Origin of the sequence: Nocardia sp. NPDC046473, assembly GCF_040645995.1 — a bacterium.
Lineage (GTDB): Bacteria > Actinomycetota > Actinomycetes > Mycobacteriales > Mycobacteriaceae > Nocardia.
The window spans coordinates 35513-55371 of record NZ_JBEYZJ010000011.1; the positions used below are offsets into that span (position 1 = coordinate 35513).

Consider the following 19859-nt stretch of genomic DNA (forward strand, 5'->3'; position numbering starts at 1 on the left):
CGACCACTCAGGGGAATTTCGGGCAGACGGAATCGAGGGAGATCACATGGTAGACAGTCTTTTCGCGGACGTGTCCTATTTTCAAGCGCCGGTCGACGATTCCTATCCACACGGCATCTTGAGCTTCCGCTCCAACGACGGCACGTTCCGCGATCCGAACTTCGCCGCGAACTATGAATGGGCTTGCCGGGCAGTCGATTCCGGCCGTCTGGCATGTTTCATCGTCTATTTCTACTGGCGGCCGAACTGGCTCGAGACCGTCGAGACTCACCGCGAGATGGTAGCCCAGCTCGGCGGTCCACACCCGCGCATGATCGCGATGATCGACGTCGAATCGGGCGGCAATCCCGGCGGCGATCAATCCGAGGGCATCAACGCCGCGTACTGGAATCTGGCCGACTGGCTCGGCGACCCGCGGCGGGTGATCGGCTACGCCAACCAGGGCGACTTCTTCGGCATGTGGTCCGACCGCCCCGACGGGTTGCGCGTGATCGGCGCCGGCTACGGCCGCAATCCGAACCTGCCGGGCCAGATCGCCCACCAATACACCGACGGCCAGGGTTTCGGCGGCGGCCTGCCCGAGGGCTGCCCGCCATTCGGCGATTGCGACATGAACGCCGCCAACGACATGTCGCCCCAGGATTTCGCCGCGGCCTGCGGCGTCGGAATAGAGGAGGAATTCATGTCCGCATTGAACGAAGTCGAGCAGCGCGAGCTGCTGGAAAAGACCCGGGCGATCTGGATCCAGCTGCTCGGCCCCGACGGGTCCGGCTGGCCCCAACTCGGCCAGAACGCGAAGGGCCAGAACCGCACCCCCGTCGACGCGCTCGCGGCCGTCGAGGACGCGCTCGAAAGCCCACGGAAATAGTCCTCGCACGCCCGTATCGATAAGGACGCGACCACCATGACCCAGCCCGTTCAGCACCACCGCACCGAGCCCGACCATCGACCCGAGACAAGCTTGCAGTCCGCGGCCGCCGCCGCGGGCGGTCGCGAGTCCAGCGCGGCACCGCAGCGTGACCTGCCCTCGCTGTCGTTGCCCACGGCAGGCGGTGCGGTCCGCGGGATGGGGGAGAAGTTCGCGACCAACCCGGTCACCGGTACCGCGGCGGTGACGCTGCCGATACCGCTCACCCCGGGTCGGGCCGAGATGACGCCACAGCTGAATCTCGGTTACGACTCCGGGGTGGGCAACGGGCCGTTCGGGCTCGGCTGGTCGATGGATGTGCCGTCGATCTCGCGTAAGACCGACAAGGGGTTGCCGCGCTATTCGGACGAGGTCGATGTTTTCCAATTGGCGGGCGCGGAAGATCTTGTGCCCGCGGCATTTCCGGCGCGTCGCAGCGAAGGCGCCTTCGAGGTGATCGCCTATCGGCCGCGCGCCGAGGGGCTGTACGCACGGGTCGAGCGGTGGTGTGACCGGAATTCGGGGGATACGCACTGGCGGATGACGTCGAAGTCGAATGTCACCAGTGTGTTCGGCCGCGACGCCGCGGCTCGCATCGCCGACCCGGCCGACCCGAGCCGGGTGTTCCGGTGGTTGCTCGAGGAGACCGCCGATGATCGCGGGAATCTGGTGCGCTACGAGTACAAGCCGGAGGACCGGGCTGGTGTCGACCTGGCCGCGCCGTGCGAGCGCAACCGCAGCACCGGGGCGAACCGCTACCTCAAGCGTGTCCGGTACGGCAATTCGACACCGGGACAGGCGGATTTCTGTTTCGAGGTGGTGCTCGATTACGGCGAGCACGCGGTGGCAGCGCCGACGCCGGACGAGGTGACGCCGTGGCATGTGCGCCGGGATCCATTCTCTACCAGGCGTTCCGGCTTCGAGATACGCACCTATCGGTTGTGTGCGCGAATCCTGATGTTCCACCACATCGCCGAGCTCGCCGCTGACCCGGTGCTGGTGTCCTCGACGAACCTGGACTACCTGCCCGATGCGGTCGCTACGAAGCTGACCAGCGCGACGCAGGCGGGCTATCTGCGGGTCGGCGCATCGTACGACCGTAAAGACTTGCCGTCGTTGAGCTTCGAGTACACCGAACGCGCCGTCGGGCACGAGATCCAGGCCATGACGACCGAGGACGGCGCGGCGCCGCCGCGCCTGGACGGCGGTTACCGCTGGATTGATCTGGACGGCGAGGGCCTCTCGGGAATCCTGGCCGAGGAAGACGGCACCTGGTACTACCGCGCCAACCGGGGCGGCGGAGCCGTCGCCGCACCGCGCGCCGTCGACCCGCTGCCGGTCGGCGCGAGCCTGTCCGGTGGGCGGCAGCTGCTGGATCTGGCCGGCGACGGAACCCAGGCGTTGACCGACTTCGGCGGCGTGACACCGGGTTTCCATCGGCGCACCGCCGAGGGTGGCTGGACCGATTTCGCCACCTTCGGCTCGTTGCCGATCGTGCAGTGGGCCGACCCGAATCTGCGGTTCGTCGATCTGAGCGGCGACGGCCTGGCCGATCTATTGCGCACCGACAGCGCCGGTTTCGACTGGCATCCGGGGGCGGGACTCGATGGTTTCGGCGCCGCGCGCCGAACGTCGAACGCGGGCACCGAGGAACACGGGCCCCGCCTGGTTTTCGCGGACCCTGAGCAGAGTGTGTATCTGGCGGATATGACCGGCGACGGGCTCACCGATCTGGTCCGGATCCGCAACGGCGAGATCGCGTATTGGCCCAATCTCGGCTACGGCCGCTTCGGTCCCAAGGTGCCGATGGCCGGTGCCCCGGTGTTCGATCACCCGGATCGGTTCGACCAGCGCCGGATTCGACTGGCCGACATCGATGGGAGTGCGCCGACCGATCTGATATATCTCGGACCGGATCGAATCTCGTTGTGGTTCAACGAGTCCGGGAACTCCTGGAGCGCCGCCGAGACGATCACCGGCTTCGCGGCGCCGGATCTGGCCGGTACCACCACGGTCGTCGATCTCTTGGGCAAGGGCACGGCATGTCTGATGGTGGCCGAGCCACGGCCGGACTACGAACCGCAGGTCCGCTATCTCGATCTGATGGCAGCGGGTAAACCGCATTTGATGTCGGCCGTCGACAACAACCGTGGCCTGCGCACCACCATCGCCTACGAGTCGTCCACCACCTATTACCTGGCCGATCAGGCGTCGAATCATCGATGGGCGACCCGGTTGCCGTTTCCGGTGCAGGTGGTGTCCGCCGTTCAGACTCGCGATGCGGTTGCTGATACCACGCTGGTGACGACCTACCGCTACCGGCACGGTTACTACGACGGCATCGAGCGCGAATTCCGTGGTTTCGGCTACGTCGAGCAGCGTGACGCCCTGTCCTTCGCCGGGCAGGGCGACCGGCTCTATCAGCCACCTGTGGTCGTCAAACGCTGGCAGCACACCGGCTGGCACCGCGACGGGGAGCGGATCTCGAAGCAGTTCGTCACCGAGTATCACTCCTACGACAAGGATTTGGACCTTGCCGACACCGTGTTACCCGCGGGGGCGACCGTCGATGAGGAGCGCGAGGCGGCCCGGGCATTGCGCGGTCACGTGCTGCGAGAAGAGGTCTACGCCGAGGACGGTCACGGTGATCTCGGCGAGCCATATTCGGTGACCGAGTCGAGCTATCGGCCACGGCTGCTGCAGCCGCGTGGATCGGCGCAGTACTGCGTGATCGCCGTTGATCCGGGCGAGACATTGACGGTGCACACCGAACGGCAATCCGAGGACCCGCGAATCGGGCACACGGTAACCCTCGACGTGGACGAGTGGGGGAATGTGTTGCGCGCCGCCCAGATCGCCTATCCGCGCCGCCGCCCCGACGTCACCGAGCAGGGACTGCTGCACATGACGGTCAGCGAACACGACGTGCGCAACGACGTTACCGCCGCCGACCGCTGGCGAGTCGGTATCACGATCGAGGATCGCGAATACGAGGTCGGTGGGCTCTCGCCACGCGGCCGCATCTTCACCGAGACCGAACTGCGAGACGGCTCGATCGACGCCGCGCGCCACGAAATCCCTTATCAGGAAGAACTTTCCGGCTCGGGCCCGGAGCGCAGGCTGATCGCCCGTGCCCAGCAGACCTACGCCGCCGGTGACGCGTCCGCCGAACTGCCATTGGGCAGCTTCGCCGTGCCCCTGTTGCCGTGGTGTTCCTACCGCCAGGTGTTCGCCGCCGGTCAGGTGGCGAAGCTTTACGGCACCCGGGTCACCGACGACATGCTGCGCGAGGCCGGATACGCACTGCGAGAGGGTGTTTGGTGGCTGCCCTCCGGTAGGCAGACCTTCGATCCGACGCGTTTCTACCTGCCGAGTTCCTATACCGACCCCTTCGGTGCGAGCTGGCGTATTGCCTACGAACCTCACCTGTTGCGGCAGACCGGGGTCACCGATCCGGTCGATAATGTGGTCACCACATCGATCAATTACCGCGTGTTACAGCCGTGGCTGCTCACCGATCCGAACGGCAATCGCACCGCCGTCCGTTTCGACCCGCTCGGCCTGGTGATCGCCACCGCGGTACTCGGCAAGCAAGGCGGGAACGAGGGTGATGTCCTCGACCTGGCGACGCCGGAACCTGCCGACGCCGATCGACCCACCTCCTGGTTGACCTACGACCTGACGGCGCGACCGGTCCGATTCCGCACCTTCGCGCGAGAGCAACACCGCGCGCCGGACGGCCGGGTACAGGAGTCGCGGACCTATCTCGACGGCAGCGGCCGCATCATGCTGATGAAGGCGCAGGCCGAGCCCGGCGACGACGGCGCACCCCGCTGGGTGGGCACCGGCCGGACGATCTACGACAACAAGGGCAACCCGATCAAGAAGTACGAACCGTACTTCGCACCGGACGCGGAGTTCGACACCGAACCGGACCTGGTGCGGCACGGGGTGACCCCGATCCTCACCTACGACCCGCTCGGCCGACTCGTCCGCACCGACTTCCCGGACGGCACCCTCGCCAGGGTCACCTTCGACGCTTGGGCACAGCAAGAGTGGGACCGCAACGACACGGTGCTCGAAAGTCGTTGGTACACAGACCGAATCAACTTGCCCACCGATGATCCACGCTACCTGGCCGCGAAAGCCACCGAGCCGCACGCGGGTACACACGGCACAACCAAGCTCGACACCCTTGGCCGGGCGCACATCGTCGTCGTCGACAACGGCACCGAGAAGTTCGTGACGACCGTCATCCACGACATCCAGGGCAACGAACTGATCACCATCGACCCGCGCGAAATCCGGGTGTTGGAGCAGCAATTCGACATGCTCGGGCGGCCGGCACACACCCTGAGCCGGGACGCGGGCGAGCGATGGACGCTGGTCGATGTCAGCGGCCAACCCGTGCGTTCATGGGACGGTCGCGGGACGTTCCAGCGCTTCCGCTACGACGAATTGCGCCGCGTCACCCACTCCTACGCCACCACCGCAGGCACCGGGGAACGCCTGCGATCGCGCGGGTATTACGGCGACGCTCTCGGCAATGGTGCTGCCGACAACGTGCGCGGCCGGCTATATCTCGTCTTCGACGGCGCCGGTGCGGTCCGCACCGCCCAGGTCGACTTCAAGGGCAACCAGCTGGCCGGTGAGCGCCGACTGGCCGCGGACCCGCTCAGCGAACCGGATTGGTCGGTGCTGGCCGACATCGCCGACCCGGAGCAGGCCCTGCGCACCGCGACGCGACTGCTCGAACAAACGGTGTACCGCACCACCACGGACTACGACGCGCTCAACCGCCCGACCCTGATCGGCACGCCGGACGGGAGCAAGACCAAGCCGACCTACAACGAGGCGAATCTATTGGAGCGCCTCGAAACTCAGCTCCGTGGCGACACCGCGTGGAGCGAGTTCGTCACCGGCATCGACTACAACGCGCGCGGCCAACGGCTGCGCGTCACCACGGGCTGCGGCACCGAGACTCGGTACGACTACGAGCCGGACACCTTCCGGCTCGCCGCCGTCGACAGCCGCACCGGGAACGGTCCAGCTCTGCAAGCCTTGCGGTATACCTACGACCCCACCGGAAACGTCAGCGTTGCAGCCGATCCCGCGCAATCGACCGTCTTCTTCGCGAACACTGCTGTCGGTGCCACCCGGACGTTCGGCTACGACCCGAGCTACCGGCTGACTACGGCAACCGGTCGCGAACACGTCGGCCAAACCAGTCAACCCGGCTCCGGTGAACCGCCGACCGCGCCGATCCCACACGCCAACGACAGCACCGCGATGCGCTCGTACACCGAGACATACACCTACGACAAGAGCGGCAACATCAGCGCGGTGACCCACACCGCCGCCAACGGTGGCTGGACCCGGCGACATTCGACCGCGACCGACAGTAATCGCCTGCTGGCCAACAGTATTCCCGGTGACCTCGACGACCGGTTCACCGCGAGCTACACCTACGACGCCAACGGAAACGTCACCTCGATGCCGCATCTGCCGATCATGGACTGGGACACCGACAATCGCCTGGTCCATGCCGACCTCGGCGGCGGGGGAGACGCCTACTACCAGTACGACTCCACCGGACAACGCGTGCGCGCAACCATCCGCAACAACGGCACCACCGACACTCGAATCTATCTGGGCAACAGCGAGATCTATCACCGCGTCACCGCAGGCACCACCCGAACCCGCCGCGAGACCTTGCATATTCTCGATGGCACCCGCCGGGTCGCGCTGGTCGAAACGACCACCATCGACGATCGTGTCCCGGTCCCGAATCCCCGTCCGGTGCAGCGCTACCAGCTGACCGACCATCTCGGCTCCGCCACAGTCGAACTGAGTGACACTGCCGCGATCCTCTCCTATGAGGAATTCCACCCGTTCGGCACCACCTCCTACCAATCTGCCTCCGGCGCAGCGCAGGTAAGCCTCAAACGCTACCGCTTCACCGGCAAGGAAAAGGACACCGAAACCGGCTTCTATTACCACGGCGCGCGATACTGCTCGTCCTGGCTCGGGCGGTGGATATGCCCTGACCCCGCGGGTTTCGTCGACGGCAGCAACATTTACGCCTACGTGAAGAACAATCCGATCCGATTGACCGATCCGTCGGGCACCGAAACGAAGAAGCAGACCTCCAGCGACAACGACGCCAACAACCCGCGGAACTACAGCTCCTTCGAGGACTTTCGCAGCAACGCCTACGGTCCATGGACCGAGCAAGGCCTGCGCGATACCTGGGATGCGGCACAGCAAGGCGAGTCCTCCTCAGTGGCGGCTCCGGGTGATGACAGTGCGGACCTGTCTGTTCCATTGACGGATCGGGCAGTTTTCGTGGCCGACCGCGTCGGTGGTGCATTGGCCGCGGCGAAGGACACTGCGGGAAAGACGCTCGAGGGGCCGTATCATCTGTGGTCCGGCCAGGCAGGCAAGACGGAGGCCGCCGCCGCGATCGCCGCCGAGAAGACCGGCTGGATCATGGGCCAGACACCGGAGCATGCGGCCGCGTCGGCCCGATTCGCCGAGGCGCTCGGCAATCGGGCTGCCCAGCTGTTCCCAGGACGGACTTTCACCGAGAAAGAACTGTATTCCCTTGCTGGAAAGGGGCCGGGCAAGATCGAATTGCCGGATTCGATGGTCCAGGGAATTTGGGACAACCCATCGGCCGAGATCGCGGTTCGTGCGACAGCGAGCAAATCGCCGGTGGTTCCGCACAACTCGCTTCCTGGTTCGGTACAGGAGCGGATCGAAATCCCGGTGGCCAGCTCGTTCGGCATTCTCTTCGGTGGTATAGGCGCATTCTCCGGCTTCCTCGGCTACCAGGCAGGTTTGCAGCAGGAATCTCGCATTGTCGGCACCGCGCAATCATCTGCCGGTGTGCTGGAGATGGCGGGTGGCCTGATCCAGGCATACGGCGCGGCGACCTTCAACGCGAAGCTCGTGATTCTCGGATCCGAAGCCGGATTGATCGGCGGAGGCGCCGGCGCCTTCATCGGCGGAGCGGCGTATGTCGGTGACAAATTGGCACATCTCAACCACAACAGCGGCGTGATCTTGAACGACGCGATCAAGGCGGCCGATCCACGGAATGGCAATCAGCCCTATGTGCGACAGCCGAGTTTGACGCTGGAGCAGTTCTTCGCCAACTGGCTCCGTTGAGCCGCACAGCACCGACGACCGAATACGGCCGTCCGACCCGGACATGACAAATTCTCTCAGCAGTGGAATGGGGCAGCGATGACATCCAATGAGCTTGTGGTACAACGCGATTCGGTAACCGGAACGATCAGCGACCCGGACGGCCGCCCGGTCGCGGGTGCGACGGTCACCGTGACAGAGCGCCGCCTGCGCTCGGAAGCGCCACTCGGCGAAAGCGTGACCGGCGCAGACGGTCGATATCGCATCGACTATGCGCCCGCGGGCGGGGCGGTCGGCGTGATCGTCCGGGCGGCTCACAATGGAGGTCCCAGCGTGGAATCCAGCCGCGAGCCCGCGGGCACCGGCGAGACCATTGTCGATCTGCATCTGCCGGTCGACAGCAGGGCGGAGTATGCGGCGGTTCGCTCCGCCGTCACCCCGTTGCTCGACGGAGCGACGATCAGCGGCCTCGGCACCGCCGACACGGACTCGTTAGCCGCTGCCACGGGCACCGATGCGGACCAGATCGAAGATCTCGCGACCGCCGCGCGGCATGCCGAAGCGACAGGTCTGTCCGCCGAGCTGTTCTATGGCGCGCTGCGCCAAGGGCTTCCGCGAGATCTGGCCGCGTTCACGGCACGTCCGGCCGCTCAGATCGAAGCCGCGGTCACCGCCGCGGTCACCGCGAAAGTCATCGAATCATCCGACGGTGCCGCCGATTTCGCGGCCGGCGCGCGGGCCGAACAGGTACGGGCAGCGGTCGATCCGGCGGCCAGCGTTCCGCTGTCGCCGGTCGGTGAGCTGTTTGCCGCGGCCGTGCCCGATCCCGTTGCCCGCCAGCGGATGTACGCCGCGTACCTCGATGGTGCCGCCGATGCGGACGCTTCAGCGGTCGAGTCCGCGGAGGACCCGGTTGCCGCGCCGCACACCGCACGGTTGCGTCTTGCGTTCGAACTTCGCGGGCTGATCGGTGACAACCCGCCATTGCTGCGGGAACTGCTGACCAGATTCGACAGCGGCGAATTCGCTCATCCCCGCGACCTGGTGCGCCTCGATGGCAGTTGGTCCGAGCTGATCGAGCAGACCAGCGGTGTGCCGCAGTGGGTTCAGGCATCGCTGACGCAATCCGGTACGGAGATCGACCAGGTGAGGCGGTACGCGGAGATCCTGCGCACGCGACTCATCGAGACCTATCCGACGGCGCATATCGCCTTCGAATTATCGGCCAGCCCGGAGCACGCCGAGACAGCGGCGAGCAAGTTCCTCGCCGAGAACCCGGAATTCGAGATCCTCGGCACACCGGTCAACTCGGCCACTGTCCCGGACGAACAAGCGCGCGTTGAACTCGGCGAGATCCAGCGCACATTCAAGGTCGCTCGCCGCTTCGACGCCATGCAGTCGTTGCGCAACAACGGTTTCGGCTCGTCGTTCGCCGTTGCCCGGCTCGGCCGCGACACCTTCGCGAGCAAGGTGGCCGATGGTATCGACGAAGCCGACGCACACGCCATCCACGCCAGGGCGACCGAGGTGCACGCGGCCGCGGTCAACCTGATCGCCGACTATCGCACGGCCGCCCACTTCGACGTGCCATGGCTGCCGAGCTTCGCCCCCGCCGACCCCGGCGCGCCCCACCCGATTCCGAACTGGGAAGAGCTGTTCGGTTCCGCGGACTACGGCACCTTCGACGACGCACACTCGGTGTACGGCGAGGCCGCGTACCTGGTCGACCTGCTGTACTTCCTGCGCAGGCTGGGCGGTGGTGACGACCGGCACGAGGGCACGGTCGCCGACGTGCTCTACGCGCGTCGCGGCGACCTGGTCGACGTGGACCTGAGCATCGACAACACCACGCTCGAGCTGCCCTATGTCGACCTGATCAACGAGTTGCTCGAGTCGGCCGTCGCACCGACCACGGCGATTCCACCGAAGCAGCGGCAGAGCAGTGGCGACGCCGCGACACTGCGAATCCAGCCGCAGCACGTGAACAACGGCGCCTACGACAAGCTGCGTACGGCGGTCTACCCCTGGGATCTGCCCTACGATCTGTGGCGCGATCAGACCGGCTCCTACCTGGCCAACCTCGGGGTCACCCGGATATCGCTGCTGGAAACCGTCGGGGCGGCGGCGGATTCGCCGACGCTGCGGGCCGACGAGCGACTCGGGCTCAATACCGTTGCCGCACAGATCATCGCGGGGGAGCCGCTCACACCGGCACGCACGCTCGCCGACTTCTACGGCAATCCGCCTGGGCCGGACCTCGTTACGGCGCTGGCCAACGTGCGGACCTTGCTCGATGTCGGCTCGTTGCGCTACACCGAGCTGACCGAGCTGCTCGATACCCGGTTCGTCAATCCCGTTGCCGCGCTGTCGATCAAAGCGGACGCGGATTCGCGGTACGACACCACGAAGATGACCCTCGTCGGCCTCGACTACGCGGCGCTGGATCGGCTGCATCGATTCGTCCGGTTGCAGCGCGCGCTCGGCTGGTCGGCCAGCACACTGGACCGCGCGATCTTCGGCAGCAACAGCCGCGGCGACCTGGATCGGGAGACCCTGCGGACCATCGGTGCCGTGCGTAAAATCGCCGCACGGCTGGATCTTTCAGTCGACCAGGTGCTGACGTTCTACCAAACGGTCGAAACGCACGTCTACCGCACCGATGCCGAGCCGCCGCTGTACGACCGGATGTTCCTCGACCCGTCGGTGGTGACCAGCGCGCCGGGCGGGCGGAATCCGTTCGCGTTGCGTGCCGATCGGGCCGAATTGTCGGTGCTCGGCAGCATCACCGACCCAGCGGTGACCGCGGCGCTGCTCGCGGTGCTGCAGTTGACCGACGAGGAGCTGACCGCGCTGACCACCGGTCCGCGCGCGGTGATCCCCAACCGGGTGGTGAATCTGGCCAATCTGTCGGCGCTGGTGCGTACGGTCACCCTGGCCACCGCGCTGTCGCTGTCGATCCCGGATCTGTTGCGGCTCATCGAACTTTACGGCGGCGGCGGTCCGTTCCCGATCTTGGCAGGGGTGTTCGCCGGCGAGACGGTCGAGCACGAGGTACCGGCAGGCGCGCCGATCCTGCCGACGGTCGGACAGCCATTGCCCGCATTCGCGCCCGGTGTGGAAGGTGAGGTCTCCGGCGGTGCCCCGGTTGGCCCGCCCGCCCTCGTCGATATCGCCCCACGTGCCCCGATCTACGCGCAAACCGTTGTCACCGAACACTTCCTGGACGCGGCGGCGGCCATTCAGGATGCGGGCTTCACCGTCCCCGAGGTAGACGCGGTGCTCACCGCCACGTTGCCGCCGCAGGGCGGGGTGATCCCCGACGACGACACATCGGCGAGCATCCTCACCGTGCTGCGCGCGGCCTTGCAGGGGGTTTATCAGGAGACCGCGCAAACTCTCGACGAACGCGGCGATCTGACCAAGAAGCAGCTGGCCCTGCTCGGCTGGGAGCCCGCATTGGCGCAGGACGCCGTCGCCACCCTGCTCGGAATCGTCACCTACACCACGCAATTGGACGCGCTGCCCGACGACGTGGTGTTCCCGCAGAAGTCGCCGATCCGCTACAACGGCGACGATCACCAGCTGGTCTTCGCCGGTCCGATGACCGAAGCCCAGCGTCTCGAACTGCGCGCGGTCCTGCCCGCGAACGCGGCGTATCTCGCGGCGGTGGACGAACTGTACGACGCGCCACAGCGATTCGTCCGGACCAGGATGAAGGCGCTGCGGATTCCGGTCTACGCCGCATCGCTGCCGCAGTTGCCGGTCGGCTACCAAATGCCGAAAGCTTTGGCAGGCAAGGTTTTCTACGACATCAACGACCACACGCTGAAGCTGCGCGGGTACCTGTCGCAGGCCGAAGCCGAGGCGTTGACGGCCGCACCCGGCGGCGCCGGTCTCACCGCGGCGGTGACTACCCTGCTTGCGGCGCAGGAAGTTCCACTTCCCGTCGGTGACAGCAATGCCTTCCTGACCGCCGGGGACGCCCTCGCCTTCTTCAAGGACGACATCCTGGGCCCGGCAGGCCGATTCCGGGTGGTGCTGAGCAAACTCAATCCGCTGCTGCGGCGCACGCTCAGCGAGATCACCATCAAACAGCAGATCGGGCAGGCGACCGGATTGGATGCCGCCACCGCCGACCAGCTGCTCGGGGTATGGCTGCGCTCGACTCCGGGGTCGACGGTGCTGGAGGACTTCCTGGTATCAGGCTATGTCAGTAGCGATCCCGCCGTCGCGGTGACCACAACCGCCTTCGCCCAGCAATTCAGCTCGCTCGCCCGAATCCACCGCGTGGCATTGGTATTGGCGAAGCTGGGGATCACCGCGCTCGAGCTGCCGCTGCTGTTCGGCTATGCGGATCGGGTCGGCTGGATCGATCTCAACGACCTGCCACCGACGCGGATCACCGGACCAGCCCCACTTTTCGGCAAGTTCGTGCGGCTGCTCGACCTGATCCGGCTGCGCAACGCAACGCCGGGCCGCTACCAGACGCTGGCTCTCGCATGGCAGGCCGCCGAAGGCCCGAAGGCAACGCCCGCTGACGTCACCACCGTGCTTGCCACCCGAACCGGTTGGAACGCGGCGGATCTTGCCGGACTGGCCGAACTGCTCGGGCTGTCCACGGCGGCGCGTTTCCTCGATGTCGGCGCGATGGCCGTGCTCAATGCCGCCGTCCGCATGTTGCGCCGCCTCGGTGTGACCGCCGAGCGGCTCGGCTCCTGGCTGCACGCCGAGCTGACACCCGACGCCGCCCAGGCCGCCTGGCAGGCCGCGAAAGCGCAACACACATTGCAGGATTGGCCGGTCGTCGCTGCCCCGATGCAAGACGGGATTCGCGGACATCAGCGTGGCGCGCTGGTCTCCTATTTGGTCGCCAATCCGCTGCTGACCGGAAACGGCACGCCGCTGTGGCACGACGCGTACGGCCTGCACGACTACTACCTGCTCGACGTCGAAATGGGTGCCGCCCAAATGACAACGCGGATCGCCCAGGCCATCTACAGCGTCCAGCTGTTCGTACAACGCATCCAGCTCGACCTCGAGCCGAATGTCACGATCGCCTCGCCCGGCGACCTCCAGGTCTGGGAATGGATGAAGCAGTACCGGTTGTGGGAGGCGAACCAGAAGGTCTTCCTGTACCCGGAGAACTACTTCGAACCCGACCTGCGGCTGGACAAGACGCCGTTCTTCACACAACTGGAGAACGAGTTGATGCAGAAGGAATCCGATTCCGCCGCAGGAGAAGCCGCGATAGGCGGCTATCTGAAACAGCTCGGCGACGTGGCGCGGTTGCACCCGTGCGGCACGTACTACGACAAGGCCACGAACACGCTGTACGTCTTCGCGCGGACCGAGTCGAGCCCTCGGGACTACTACTTCCGCTCCTGCCGGTTGCTCGATCGATCGGGTACCAGGGCGTGGACGCCGTGGCGCAAGGTCGAGCTCGACATCGACAGCGACAGTGTGCTGCCGGTCGTCTGGAACAAGCGGCTCTATCTGTTCTGGACGACCTCCACCTACGAGGGTGCGCCGGTGGAGTTCGAGATGCCCGCGCCGAAGGACAAAATGCGGGATTCCCTGCGGGTGATGAAGGTCCAGCTCAACTGGAGCAGCTTCGTCAACGGTGCGTGGCATGCCAAGAAGACCGCGAAAACCCAATTGAGCGTGACGCACAGCGCTACCTCGTTCGTCGACGAGCTGGCCAGGTACCAGACATACGTGATTCCGGACGACGCGGCAGGGGATTTGGTTTTCGCCCTGGTCTATCGCGAACAGCGGGGCGTCGAGCCGACGCCGGTGCGCATGCGGGGTTGGTTCCGAGTCGATGCCCGCGAGACGGTCATTGCCTTCGGCATGACAACCGTAGAGCTCAGCGACTACCCGATCCTGCTGCCGATCGCGGACCGGAAGGGGCTCGCTACCGATAACAACGAGTTCTACAATTTCTCCCCCGGCTTCGTGACCATCAATACCCTCGATCCGCGAAACGACCTGATGTTCATGCTCTGGCGGAAAACCCCGCCGGGCCGGGCATATCGCTTGCTGCACCCGCACCAGGAATGGATCAACGACCTCAACGAGATGTGGAAGAACGTCCTGTTCTACATCGACAACAAACGCATATATCTGCTGCAGGCGCACGTCGAGTTCATCTTCGACTTCCACTACACTGTCAACCCGCTGTATCATCCGCACACCAAATCGTTTGCCGCTCAGTATGATACGGCGGGAACGGCCGGACTTTTCCAGCGTGACCTGCAGACGAGGCCTGAGCTGTACAGCGGGCCGTTCGACTTCACCGCGGAATACGACCCCGATTTCTCCTACGTATCCGGCGATATGCCCGTCGAGTCGGTCGAATTCAACCGGGCGGACCCGTACGCGCAGTACAACTGGGAACTGTTCTTCCAGGCGCCGTTGATGATCGCCGAGCGGCTGTCGGTGGACCGGAAGTTCGAGGAGGCGCAAAAGTGGTTCCACACCATCTTCGACCCCCTGGACACCAGCAACGAGCCGGTGCCGCAACGCTTCTGGCGCACGAAGCCGTTCTTCCAGACGGCGGGTGATCCGTCGAAGCCGGACAGCAGCTATTACCAGCAGCGCATCGAGCAGGTGCTGTTGCGGGTGGCGCAGGGCAATGGGAACGAATACACCCCGATCGCGCTCTGGATGCAGAATCCGTTCCAGCCCGATGTCGTCGCACAGCTGCGCACCACCGCCTATCAGAAGGCGGTCGTGATGAAATACCTCGACAATCTGATCGCCTGGGGCGATCAGCTGTTCCGGCAGGACACCGGCGAGTCGATCAACCAGGCGGCGCAGCTGTACATCCTGGCCGCGGAATTGCTCGGCCGCAGGCCGGAAGAGATCACCGACCCCACCCCGCCGCCGATCAAGAGCTTCCGTGAACTGGCGGCGGGCGATCGGCCGTTGAGCCCGGTCGTCGCGGCGGAAAGCCTGATCGCGCCAAGCGATTCGGCCGAGGCCCCGGTGACGCCGTCCATCACAATCGGTTCGGGCATGGCCTGGTACAACTATTTCCACATCCCGCGCAACGAAAAGCTGCTCGGGTACTGGGATCTCGTCGACGATCGGTTGTCGAAGATCCGCTCCGGCCGCAATATCGACGGCGTAGCTCGTAAGCTGCCTGCGTTCGGCGCGGTGATCGATCCGAATGTGCTGGTTCGGGCGGTCGCGGCGGGCCTCGACCTGTCGTCGGTGCTCGACGACATCAACGCGCCGCTGCCGCACTACCGTTTCGCGCCCATGCTGGCCAAGGCCGAAGAGCTGGCGGGCGAGGTCAAGGCGTTCGGTGCGGCGTTGCTCGCGGCACTGGAGAAACGTGACGTCGAGGCGTTGGCCCGGCTGCGCGCCGGGCACGAGACCGCGATCCTCGACGCGGCAAGGAACGTGCGGGTGCAGCAGGTCACCGAGGCGAACCAGTCGCTGGCCGCGCTGGAGAAATCCAAGCAGCTCGCCGAGCACAAGAAGAAGTACTACAGCGAGCGCGAATTCATGAACGACGGCGAGAAGACGCATCGCTCGCTCACCACCGCGTCCATGGTGGTGCAGGGCGTGAGCGGCGTGTTCCAGGCCTCGGCGTCTGTCGCCGCGCTGTTCCCGGATGCCAAGGTCGGCCCGCCGCCGACCACGGGTGTGACCTTCGGTGGCAGCCAGATCAGCAATTCGCTCAGCCATGCCGCGGGCGCGATCGGCACTGCCGCCGCCGTGCTGAGCGCGGGCGCCGGCCTGGCCGCGACCATGGGCGGCTATGGCCGTCGCGGTGACGACTGGGCCTTCCAGGCGGGGCAGGCCGACATCGAAATCGCCCAGTACGACAAGCAAGTCGCGGCGGCGACGCTGCGCAAGGAGATGACCGAGACCGAGCTGGCCAACCATGACAAGCAGCGGGATCAAGCGCGCGAAGTCGACCAGTTCTTGCATGGCAAGTACACCAACCGGGAACTCTACGACTGGATGGTCGGCCAGCTGTCCACCAGTTTCTTCCAGACCTATCAGCTGGCTTACGACGTCGCCAAGCGGGCCGAACGGTCCTACCGGCACGAATTGGGCACCGAGGACTCGAATTTCGTCAAATTCGGGTACTGGGACAGCTTGCACAAGGGCCTGTTGTCGGGGGAGCGGCTGGTCGCCGATCTCAATCGGATGGACGTCGCGTTCCTGGACGCCAACGCCCGCGAGCTCGAGCTGTCCAAGCGGATCTCGTTGGCACAGTTGGATTCCCGCGCATTGCTCGCGCTCAAGGAAACCGGTCGCTGCTATATCACGCTGCCCGAGGCGCTGTTCGATCTGGACGCGCCGGGGCACTACTTCCGCCGGATCAAGAGTCTCAGTGTCACGGTGCCGTGCGTGGTCGGTCCGTACACCACGGTCAATCTCACCGCGACGCTGACCCGGAGCAGCGTGCGGGTGGATCCGCGGTTGCCGGAGGGCAAGTACGCGCGCAAACGGCCGGGGCCCGATACTCGGTTCCGCGATCTCGCCGGTCCGGTGCAGTCGATCGTCACCAGCACCGGACAGGACGATTCCGGTTTGTTCGAGACGAATCTGCGCGACGAGCGGTTCCTGCCGTTCGAGGGTGCGGGCGCGATCAGCGAGTGGCAGTTGTCGCTGCCGAGCGAGTTCCGTCAGTTCGACTATGAGTCCATCACCGATGTGGTGCTGCACCTGCGCTATACCGCCCGCGACGGCGGTACCGCATTGGGGCAGCAGGTCAGTGACGAGCTGCGCAAAGCGGTCAACGACTGGGTGCACGCCGGGGGTGGCACCGGTCTGTTCCGGGTGTTCAGCGCCCGGCGCGAATTCGCCGACCAGTGGCAGAAATTCCTGGCCACCCCCGCCGCGGGGACCGCGAAGGCGACCTTCACGCTGTCGAAAACCCAGTTCCCGCAGATGTTGCGCGACGAGCGTTTCAGCGTGACGAAACCCGAACTGGTGCTGGTGCTTTCCCAGGATCTCGGGCCGGACGGCAGCACCCGGCTCGTCGATTACTACCGGGAAGGCGACCCGTTGATCGCTACCTTGGCCGTCGGCACCGGCCGCCCTGCGGTGAAACTCCAGCCGGACCCGTCGCTGGGCGGCCTGCCGAAGGCCGGATTCCCCAGTATCACTGCCGAAGTCAAGGACTCGGGCCAGGACTGGATCGTCACCGTCCCGCTCACCGGTCTCGATCCGCACCTGCTCACCACCGACGGACGGCTCGATCCCGATGCCGTGCTCGACCTGCTCCTGGTTTGCCCGTTCACCGTGAAAGGAAAGAACTCATGACACTTCCAGTGGATCGACTGCGGCCGCGACCGTCGCCGTGGCACCGACCCGGCACTGTCGAAAATGCCGCTGCCGCAGCAGCTCCGGGCACCTGGACGACCTCGGCGGGCCCCTTGCCGGTGCCCGGATTCTGGGCCGAGCCGAACGAAACGGCGGTCACTCTGTTGTCCGACGGTGCGATACTGCTGGCCGGTGGCGAGGACGGGCGCCGTAATCCGCTGTCCCTCTCGGCGAGATTCGATCCCGCCGCAGGCACCTGGACCGCGACGGCGAAGCAGCTCAATGTGGCCCGCAGACTACACACCAGCACCCGGCTCGCCGATGGCAAAGTGCTTGTCACGGGCGGCATTACGGGGCCGGTCACGGTGCCTGCCCGTGGCACGAACGCGACCGAGATATTCGATCCCGCCAATGGCGGTACCTGGACCGCGGTCGCCTCGATGAACGAGCCGAGGTTCTCGCACTCGGCCACCCTGCTCACCGACGGGACGGTGTTGGTCGCGGGCGGCTGCTCGGCGCGTTCGGCCGACACCAACCGGGCGGTGCGGTCCGCCGAAATCTACAACCCGGGAACGAACACGTGGACGACGGTCAAGCCGATGACCGATATCAGATTCGGGCACACGGCAATCGCGTTGCCCGGCGGCAAGGTGCTCGTTGTCGGCGGCGTCATCACCATCGGCCGCGGCCAGTACGCCGCGCTGGGCTACTGCGAAATCTTCACTGCCGGAACCACTCCGGACAAGGGCACCTGGGCGCCGACCGCGAGCTTGCACACGCCACGCAAGGGGCATCAGGCAACCGCGTTGAATGACGGCTCGGTACTCGTGACGGGTGGTGACGTGGTGTCCCACTCCGACAGTTCGATCATCGATCCGTACAGCTTGAAGACCTGCGAGCGGTTCCGGCTCGACGCGAACGGTGTCGGAACCTGGACGGCCGACGCCGACCTGCCGTGGGGGCTGAGCCAGCATCGTGCGGTGTCGCTGCCCAAATCGGGCAAGGTGCTGGTGATCGGCGGCACCGACAGCAGCGTCTTCGACGCGGGCTACAGCGACACCGTTCTCTATACGCCGGGTGCGGCCGGGGCCGCAGGTACCTGGACGGTCGCCGCGAACATGGCGGTCGGGCGCTGGGCCATGGCGGCGGTCGGGCTCCCGGAGGACCGGGTGCTCGTCGCGGGTGGCATCGTGCGGTCGGGCGCGGCGGCACCGGTCATCGGTGAGAACGTGCTCACCGCGACCGCGGAGGTGTACACGCCATGACCTCGATCAGCACAACGGAATTCGAGGCATCGACCGAGGCCGGTGCCTGGCACGCCGCGAAAGATGTTCCCCTCGCGGTGAATTGGCAGGGCATGGGCGACAACCCCGTGCAGCTCGCGGATGGTCATGTGCTGATCGCGGGCGGGCAGGACACGAACTTCGGGTCCGCCTCGGCCTGTGCCCTGTTCAACCCGGGCCTTGGCACGTGGACGACCACCGGCGCGCTGGCGGAGGGCCGCAGCGGGCACACGTTGACCAGGCTGCCGGACGGTTCGGTGTTGGCGGCCGGTGGACTTCCGACGCCACAGACCTCGAACGCGGGCTTGGCGACAGCCGAGCGGTTCGATCCGGTCGCCGGAAAGTGGGTTGCCGCGGGCTCGATGAGCGTTGGCCGCACCGCGCATTCGGCAACCCTGCTCGCCGACGGGCGGGTCTTGCTGGCAGGCGGATACGCCGATCGATCGGGTAGTAGCGGCACCACGGCGACCGCGGAAATCTACGACCCGACCGCCAAGACATGGACACCGATCGAGTCGATGAACGACGCTCGATCGGTGCATCAGTCGGTGCTGCTGCACGATGGCCGCGTGCTTGTCATCGGGGGCACCGCAGACGTCGGCTCGGGCACCTACACCGACCTGGCCTTCTGCGAGATCTTCGATCCGGCAACGGGGAAGTGGACGCCGACCGGCAGCACGGCCCGGCCGAGGTTCGACGCCACCGCGACGGTGCTGCGCGACGGCACCGTGCTTGTCACCGGCGGCGGCTGGCCCGGCTGGGTGGCGGGCTGGGTGTTCAACACGGGCAGCGATTGGACGACCGAACGCTACAGCCCGATCACCGGAACATGGACCAGGGACGCCGACTTGCCCTGTGCCCGTTTGTATCATCGCGCCGCCCTGCTGCGCGATGGCCGGGTGCTGGTGATCGGCGGCGCCAATGCGAGCAATGTGTCCACTGGTCTGCGCAACGCCGCGCTGTACGACCCGACCACCAAGACGTGGCAGCAGGCAGCCGGACTCGCCACGGGCCGTTGGGCATTCGGCGCGCTTGCGCTTGACGACGGCCGGGTGCTGGTCGTCGGTGGGGTCGACCACCTCGACGGGTCGTCCACCAACTGGCGGCTCACCGCGAGCACCGAGATCTACACGCCTTCGGAGGGAGAACAGTGACCTCACTCGACAGTCCGCCGGTCGCGACCGCTAGCTGGTCCAATGCGTCGGATCTACCCGACGCCAGCCGAGCCTTTGAAA

Annotated in this window: 5 protein-coding genes; all 5 read left to right on the forward strand. The window is 66.0% G+C overall.

All coding sequences use genetic code 11. From position 1 onward, the window contains the following. Positions 1-46: 46 nt before the first annotated feature. The 5 genes from ABZ942_RS35535 to ABZ942_RS35555 all read left to right on the forward strand — a co-directional run bounded on the left by ABZ942_RS35535 (position 47) and on the right by ABZ942_RS35555 (position 19778). Positions 47-868 (forward strand): hypothetical protein, encoded by an 822-nt coding sequence (locus ABZ942_RS35535; protein ID WP_357390534.1) that lies wholly within the window; start codon positions 47-49, stop codon positions 866-868. Positions 869-904: 36 nt separating this feature from the next. Continuing rightward, positions 905-8077, forward strand: a complete 7173-nt coding sequence (locus ABZ942_RS35540) for a SpvB/TcaC N-terminal domain-containing protein (RefSeq protein ID WP_357389942.1) — start codon at positions 905-907, stop codon at positions 8075-8077. A gap of 78 nt (positions 8078-8155) precedes the next feature. Further along, positions 8156-17341: a neuraminidase-like domain-containing protein gene (locus ABZ942_RS35545; RefSeq protein ID WP_357389944.1), complete on the forward strand. Its 9186-nt coding sequence runs from the start codon at positions 8156-8158 to the stop codon at positions 17339-17341. Further along, a complete protein-coding gene (locus tag ABZ942_RS35550) occupies positions 17338-18606 on the forward strand; it encodes a kelch repeat-containing protein (protein WP_357389946.1) in 1269 nt (422 codons plus the stop codon). Before ABZ942_RS35545 ends, ABZ942_RS35550 begins: the two co-directional genes overlap by 4 nt. Further along, a complete protein-coding gene (locus ABZ942_RS35555) occupies positions 18603-19778 on the forward strand; it encodes a kelch repeat-containing protein (RefSeq protein ID WP_357389948.1) in 1176 nt (391 codons plus the stop codon). The genes ABZ942_RS35550 and ABZ942_RS35555 overlap by 4 nt, the downstream gene beginning before the upstream one ends. The last annotated feature ends 81 nt before the right edge of the window (positions 19779-19859 follow it).

What these genes read in the sequence shown, in the direction of transcription:
- ABZ942_RS35535 (WP_357390534.1), top strand. Translation starts at nt 47, where the DNA reads ATGGTAGACAGTCTTTTCGCGGACGTGTCCTATTTTCAAGCGCCGGTC.
- ABZ942_RS35540 (WP_357389942.1), top strand. Translation starts at nt 905, where the DNA reads ATGACCCAGCCCGTTCAGCACCACCGCACCGAGCCCGACCATCGACCC.
- ABZ942_RS35545 (WP_357389944.1), top strand. Translation starts at nt 8,156, where the DNA reads ATGACATCCAATGAGCTTGTGGTACAACGCGATTCGGTAACCGGAACG.
- ABZ942_RS35550 (WP_357389946.1), top strand. Translation starts at nt 17,338, where the DNA reads ATGACACTTCCAGTGGATCGACTGCGGCCGCGACCGTCGCCGTGGCAC.
- ABZ942_RS35555 (WP_357389948.1), top strand. Translation starts at nt 18,603, where the DNA reads ATGACCTCGATCAGCACAACGGAATTCGAGGCATCGACCGAGGCCGGT.